5 protein-coding genes and 1 pseudogene are annotated in these 3,784 nt (G+C 66.7%); all 6 read right to left on the reverse strand.

The genetic code is table 11. From position 1 onward, the window contains the following. A partial coding sequence (locus RMO81_RS02030) for a 3,4-dihydroxy-2-butanone-4-phosphate synthase (RefSeq protein ID WP_310474058.1) occupies positions 1-434 on the reverse strand: 434 nt, incomplete at its 3' end. Between the two features lie 54 nt (positions 435-488). Further along, the gene (locus RMO81_RS02035; protein ID WP_310474059.1) at positions 489-1,097 is read right to left on the reverse strand and encodes a riboflavin synthase; all 609 of its coding nucleotides are present in this window, start codon (positions 1,095-1,097) and stop codon (positions 489-491) included. Between the two features lie 9 nt (positions 1,098-1,106). Beyond that, a complete protein-coding gene (gene ribD, locus RMO81_RS02040) occupies positions 1,107-2,051 on the reverse strand; it encodes a bifunctional diaminohydroxyphosphoribosylaminopyrimidine deaminase/5-amino-6-(5-phosphoribosylamino)uracil reductase RibD (RefSeq protein ID WP_310474062.1) in 945 nt (314 codons plus the stop codon). Between the two features lie 40 nt (positions 2,052-2,091). Then, on the reverse strand, positions 2,092-2,508 hold the full coding sequence (locus RMO81_RS02045; RefSeq protein WP_310474060.1) for a hypothetical protein: 417 nt from the start codon (positions 2,506-2,508) through the stop codon (positions 2,092-2,094). A gap of 167 nt (positions 2,509-2,675) precedes the next feature. Further along, the gene (locus tag RMO81_RS02050; protein WP_310474061.1) at positions 2,676-3,302 is read right to left on the reverse strand and encodes a TonB family protein; all 627 of its coding nucleotides are present in this window, start codon (positions 3,300-3,302) and stop codon (positions 2,676-2,678) included. 137 nt (positions 3,303-3,439) lie between these two features. Continuing rightward, positions 3,440-3,784, reverse strand: a pseudogene (locus RMO81_RS02055) (glutamate--tRNA ligase); the annotation flags it as partial.

Genomic DNA, 3,784 nt, shown 5'->3' on the forward strand with positions numbered 1-3,784 from the left:
GTGCTGTGCCGCGTGCCATTGTGCTGCGCCATCAGCGGCAGGCCCAGCGCCTTCACGCGTTCTGATGCCATGGCAAGGCAGATCAGGCCGCGGCCATATTTGGCCATGAAGTTGACGGCATCCGGCGTCGCCATCTGCCCCGGGATGATCAGGTCGCCTTCATTCTCGCGGTCTTCATCGTCGACCAGGATGTACATGCGGCCGTTGCGGGCTTCGTTGATGATATCTTCGATGGGCGAAAGCGCCGGGCCGCTGCTGCGGTCGGTCAGCCAGTTTTCCAGCTTGCGCAGCGTGTCGGTGGTTGGGTTCCAGTCGGCTTCGTCCAGCGCGCGCAGGCTGTTGGCGTGCAGGCCGGCGGCGCGGGCCATGCCGGCCTTGGATTCTTCGCCGCTGGCCACAAGGTCGCGCAACCGGGCAATCAAGGACTCGCTCATCGTACCGCCTCACATCTGAATGTGAGACCGAAATGAGCGCGTCACATCGTAATGTCAAGACTTGAGCTGATTCATCCGGAACAGGTAACGCGCCAGCACGTCAATCTCGATGTTCACTTCGTCGTCCACCGCTGCCGTGCCAAAGGTCGTCCAATCGGCGGTGTGCGGGATGATGTTGACGGTGAACCAGTGGCCGAGATCATCATCGCTGACTTCGTTGACCGTGAGCGACGCACCGTTCAGGCAGATGCTGCCCTTGGGCGCCACATAGGGAGCAACGCTGGCCGGCATCTGGAAGGTGAAGCGCTTTGAATCACCCTCCGCATCGATGCTGGTGATGCGGCCGACGGCATCGACATGCCCGGTAACGATATGGCCGCCCAGCTCATCGCCCACCTTGAGCGCGCGTTCAAGGTTCAGACGCGCGCCTTGGCTCCACATGCCTTTGGCAGTGCAGCGCAGGGTTTCGGCTGATACGTCGAAGGTCAGGCTGTTTTCGGTCTTGCTGACCACGGTCAGGCACACGCCCGAATTGGCCACCGACGCGCCGATAGCCACGCTGGCGGTGCCGTTGTTGTGGGTCGTCTGCACCGTCACGCGCAGGTCGCCGCGCTCCTCCACGTGGGAAATGGTGCCGATGTCGGTGATGATGCCGGTGAACATGGATCAGCCCTAACGTGTCCGCGTGAAGCGTTCAATGCGGTCGGGGCCGAGCGTGACAATCGATTCGGCGCGCCAGCGGCCGTGTGCCTGTGGCAGATCGGCCAGGCCAATGTCCGCCAGCGTGCGCCCTGCCCCGATCAGGATCGGTGCCCGCATCAGGATCAGCGCATCAATCAGATCGGCGGACAGCAGGCTGGCACCCAACCCCATGCCGCCTTCGACCAGCACGCACAGCGCCGGATCAGCGGTGACGGCGGCCAGATCGGGAAAGTGGGTGACATGTTCCGGCAGGCCGTCTCCGCGCCCGACCACGCCGATCCGGGGGCTGCGGGTTTCCAGGCCGGGCAGGCGCACATCCAGCGTCGGGGCGTCTGCATCCCAGGTGCCGCGCCCGACCACGATCAGGTCGCAGCGGGCCCGTTCCAGATGGGCGGCGGCGCGGGCACGGTCGCCGGTGATCCATTTGCTGCGGCCATCGGCCATGGCGATGGCGCCATCCAGCGACACGGCGAGTTTCAGCGTGATGTGCGGGCGGCCCCGTTTGAGGCGTGTGAGGAAGCCGGCCAATTGCTGTTCGGCTTCGGCGGCGCGCACGCCCGTCGTCACTGATATGCCGGCGGCGCGCAGCCGGGCGGCACCGTCACCATTGGTGCGCGGATCGGGATCATGCGCGGCGATCACCACGCGCGCCACGCCGGCCGCGATCAGGCTGTCGGCACAGGCCGGCCCGCGTGGGCTCACATGAGCGCAGGGCTCCAGCGTTACATAGGCCGTGGCGCCCTCGGCCGCCGCTCCGGCGGCGGCCAGCGCGGCGCCTTCGGCATGGGGGCGGCCGCCGGGCTGGGTCCAGCCGCGTGCCACAACGCGGCCGTCGTTCACGATCACGCAGCCGACAGCGGGATTGGGAAAGCTTGTGCCGATGCCGCGGCTGGCCAGCGCCAGCGCCGCGCCCATGAAGCGCCAATCGTCGGCAGCGCCGGTCACGAGCCAGAGATCATTCGATTGCCGGCTCGGCGGGCACCCGCACGATCGACTGGATGTCCGGATCAGCGGCCACATAGGGCAGGGTGCGCTTGAAGCCGTTGCCTTTCACGAACTCATCATACTGCTTTTGCGCGTCGATCTTCGCCTTCCCGGTGAGGGTGGCAATATCGGCGCGGGCCTGCGCCAATTGCGCTTCGCGTGCCGCCTTGGTGGCCTTCACGTCGGCAATCGAATCTGCCCGGCTGCGGTCGGCCTTCCAGCTTTGCGCATAGATGATGATCGGGTCTTTCTTGGAATAGCCCCAGCGCGATTCGATCAGGAACATCGTCATCAGGATCGTCGTCGCCAGCACGGAGCCGGCGGCAATCCAGTAACGGGTGCGGCGCTGGGTGGCATCGGGGGGATCAAGAAAGGCCATGGCGATCAAGATAGGCGGCGGCAGCGCGCTTGGCCAGAGGGGCGTCAATTCGACTAGGGGGCCGTCAGCCGGGCGATGATGTGCGCGGCGGCTGGTGGGCCGTGGAGGAACAGCAGCTTCATGGCTGCAGATTGGCACAGGGGCGGCCATGGTCAATGGCCGCCCCCGATCCGGGCTTACCCCGCGGACAGGTTGAAGCGGATGGTGAAGCGGCGGCTGGCGGCCACGGGCTTGCCCTTGTCCAGCGCGGCCTCGAAGCGCCAGCGCTTCAGGGCAAAGGCGATGGCGGCAGCATCCAGCCGGGCGTGGCCCGACGAGCGCAGCAGGTTCACGCCGCTGACCTGGCCCCGATCATCGATGCTCACCATCAGTTCCACGCTGCCTTCTTCCCCCAGCGCCCGCGATGCCGACGGGTAGGGCGGCTGCATCGTGGTTGCGGCGATCAGCCGGGCACCCCGCGTTGGCCCGATGGCGACGGGCGGTGGCAGCGGCGGCTGGCCGATCCCGGTGTCGCCGGTGTCGGTGCCGCCGGTTGCCCGGTCCACCGGCGGTGACACCACCGGATCGGGCCTCGCCTCGTCCCACACCGGCTGGGTGATGTCGACGCTGATCGGGAGATCGCTGGTGCGCGGTGCGACCAGTTCGGGGCGATCAACGGGAGCGGGAATCGGAACGGCGATGATCGGTTTCGGCTGCGGTTTCGGCTGTGCCACCTGCCATCCGGCAAGCAAAAGTGCGGCGATGCCAACATGCACGGCGGCGGTGGCGACAACGCCGGATGCGCGGGTCGAGGGTCTGTCCATGTGCAATCCTCCCAAGGGAGGGGACGGGGGCCGCCCCCTTCATGCACAGCGCCGGCGTTCTGCCGTGTCTGCAGTGCCGTTACAGTATAACATGAACTGTTATAATCGATAGGAAAATCTTTGGCCTGCTCCGGCTCTCAGCCGCCCAGTCGCCGCAGCGCTTCCTCGCGGCCGATCAGCGGCAGCAGGGCGGCCATTTCCGGCCCGTGCGGTTGGCCGGTCAGCGCCAGGCGCAACGGCAGGAACAGTGGCTTGCCCTTGCGGGAGGTAGCGGCTTTCAGCGCCTCGATCAGCCGGTTCCAGATATCGTCCCCCCATGGCAGTTCGGCGAGGGTGGCGGCGGCCGCAGCCAGATAGTCGGGCTCTTCGGCCTCCACGCTGATTGGGCCAGCGATAATGGCGTGCCAGGCAGCGACTTCATCAAGGCGGGTCAGGTTGGGCCGGATCGCCAGCCATTCACGCTCGCCAATGCTGGCCGGCAG

The sequence above is a fragment of the Sandarakinorhabdus sp. genome (assembly GCF_031422795.1).
Classification (GTDB): domain Bacteria; phylum Pseudomonadota; class Alphaproteobacteria; order Sphingomonadales; family Sphingomonadaceae; genus Sandarakinorhabdus.

What these genes read in the sequence shown, in the direction of transcription:
- RMO81_RS02035 (WP_310474059.1), bottom strand. Translation starts at nt 1,097, where the DNA reads ATGTTCACCGGCATCATCACCGACATCGGCACCATTTCCCACGTGGAG.
- ribD (WP_310474062.1), bottom strand. Translation starts at nt 2,051, where the DNA reads ATGGGCGCGGCGCTGGCGCTGGCCAGCCGCGGCATCGGCACAAGCTTT.
- RMO81_RS02050 (WP_310474061.1), bottom strand. Translation starts at nt 3,302, where the DNA reads ATGGACAGACCCTCGACCCGCGCATCCGGCGTTGTCGCCACCGCCGCC.